The organism is Streptomyces sp. NPDC002044 (assembly GCF_040296725.1).
GTDB classification, from domain to species: Bacteria; Actinomycetota; Actinomycetes; order Streptomycetales; family Streptomycetaceae; genus Streptomyces; species Streptomyces antarcticus.
In genome coordinates this window covers 1-1,669 of the sequence record NZ_JBEOXU010000319.1, presented here as the reverse complement: position 1 = coordinate 1,669, position 1,669 = coordinate 1, and the positions used below count along the sequence as shown (strand labels likewise).

At 75.7% G+C, this 1,669-nt stretch carries 3 protein-coding genes; all 3 read left to right on the top strand.

Going from position 1 to position 1,669, the window contains the following annotated elements; genetic code table 11:
• A partial coding sequence (cbiT, locus tag ABT106_RS31910; RefSeq protein ID WP_502979545.1) for a precorrin-6Y C5,15-methyltransferase (decarboxylating) subunit CbiT occupies nucleotides 1-699 on the top strand: 699 nt, incomplete at its 5' end.
• On the top strand, nucleotides 696-1,445 hold the full coding sequence (cobM, locus tag ABT106_RS31905) for a precorrin-4 C(11)-methyltransferase (RefSeq protein WP_351284542.1): 750 nt from the start codon (nucleotides 696-698) through the stop codon (nucleotides 1,443-1,445). The genes cbiT and cobM, both read left to right, overlap by 4 nt.
• Nucleotides 1,435-1,611, top strand: coding sequence for a hypothetical protein (locus tag ABT106_RS31900; RefSeq protein WP_351284539.1), 177 nt, complete (start codon nucleotides 1,435-1,437; stop codon nucleotides 1,609-1,611). The genes cobM and ABT106_RS31900 overlap by 11 nt, the downstream gene beginning before the upstream one ends.
• Nucleotides 1,612-1,669 lie beyond the last annotated feature (58 nt).

Here is a 1,669-nt window from a genome sequence, read left to right as displayed (position 1 = left end):
CGGTCAATACGCGCTACGTGGTCCTGTGGATCACCGCCATGCCGAAGTCCGACGCCTATGAATTCATCGGCGACCCCCGGCCTGCCGGACACCGCGTACGAGCACGACGGGCAGCTCACCAAGCGGCACGTCCGCGCGGCGACCCTGGCCACGCTCGCCCCGGCCCCCGGGGAACTGCTGTGGGACATCGGTGGCGGCTCCGGCTCCATCGGCATCGAGTGGATGCGTACGCACCCCGCGTGCCGGGCGGTGGCGGTGGAGCGGGTCCCGAAGCGGGCGGAGCGCATCGCGCGCAACGCGGCGGCGCTCGGCGTCCCCGGCCTGCACGTGGTCGTCGGCGCAGCGCCGGACGCGCTCTCCGGACTCCCGGCACCGGACGCCGTGTTCATCGGCGGCGGCCTGACCGCGCCGGGACTCCTCGACACGGTGTGGGCGGCGCTGGCCCCGGGCGGCCGGCTCGTCGTCAACACCGTCACCCTGGAGTCGGAGGCGGTCCTCGCCGAGCGCCACCGGCGGCACGGCGGTGACCTGGTGAAGCTCGCCGTCGCGCACGCCGTGCCGGTCGGCGGTTTCACGGGCTGGCGGCAGGCCATGGCGGTCACCCAGTGGTCGGTGACGAAGCCGGCGGAGACGGCGGAGACGGTAAGGACCCCGCAGGCCGCGGCGTCCGCGGACACCAAGGAGACGGAGCGGTCATGACCGTGTACTTCATCGGAGCGGGCCCCGGCGCCGCCGACCTGATCACGGTGCGCGGCGCCCGGACCCTGGCCGCCGCCCCCGTCTGCCTGTACGCGGGCAGCCTGGTGCCGCGCGAGCTGCTGGCCGAGTGCCCACAGGGCGCGCGGCTGGTCGACACCGCGCGGCTGAACCTGGACGAGATCGTCGGCGAGTGCGTCCGCGCGCACGCGGCGGGTCTGGACGTGGCACGGCTGCACTCCGGCGACCCGTCGATCTTCAGCGCGGTCGCGGAGCAGATGCGCCGGCTGGACGCGGCCGGCATCCCGTACGAGGTCGTCCCGGGCGTACCGGCCTTCGCCGCGGCGGCGGCCGCGCTCAAGCGGGAGCTGACCGTCCCCACGGTCGGGCAGACGGTGATCCTGACCCGGGTCTCCCAGCAGGCCACCCCCATGCCGCCGGGCGAGGACCTGGCCACGCTGGGCCGCAGCGGCGCGCTGCTGGTCCTCCACCTGGCCACCCGGTACGTGGACCGGGTCGTGGACGAGCTGCTGCCGCACTACGGACCCGCGTGCCCGGCGGCGGTCGTGGCGATGGCCAGCCGCCCCGACGAACTGGTCCTGCGCGGCACCCTGGCCGACATCGCCGACCAGGTGAAGGCGGCGGGGCTGGTGCGGACCGCGGTGATCCTGGTGGGCCGCACGCTGGGCGCGGAGCAGTTCCGCGACAGCCACCTGTACTCCCCCGAGCGCGACCGGCATGCCTGCTGATCCCGGCGCCGGTCCCGGCCCCGGACCCGGCCGTCGCGCGGAGCGTCACGTCCTGATCCTGGGCGGTACGACGGAGGCCCGCCGCCTCGCGCAGGCGCTGGCCGGCACCCCGGCCGGACCGGCCCCCGGGGGCGGGGCCGCGGGACCCGCCGGTGCGGGGCGGTGACCGTCTCCGACGCGTACGCCACCAAGTTCCTGTCCGTCGTCGGGATCGGCTCGATGAG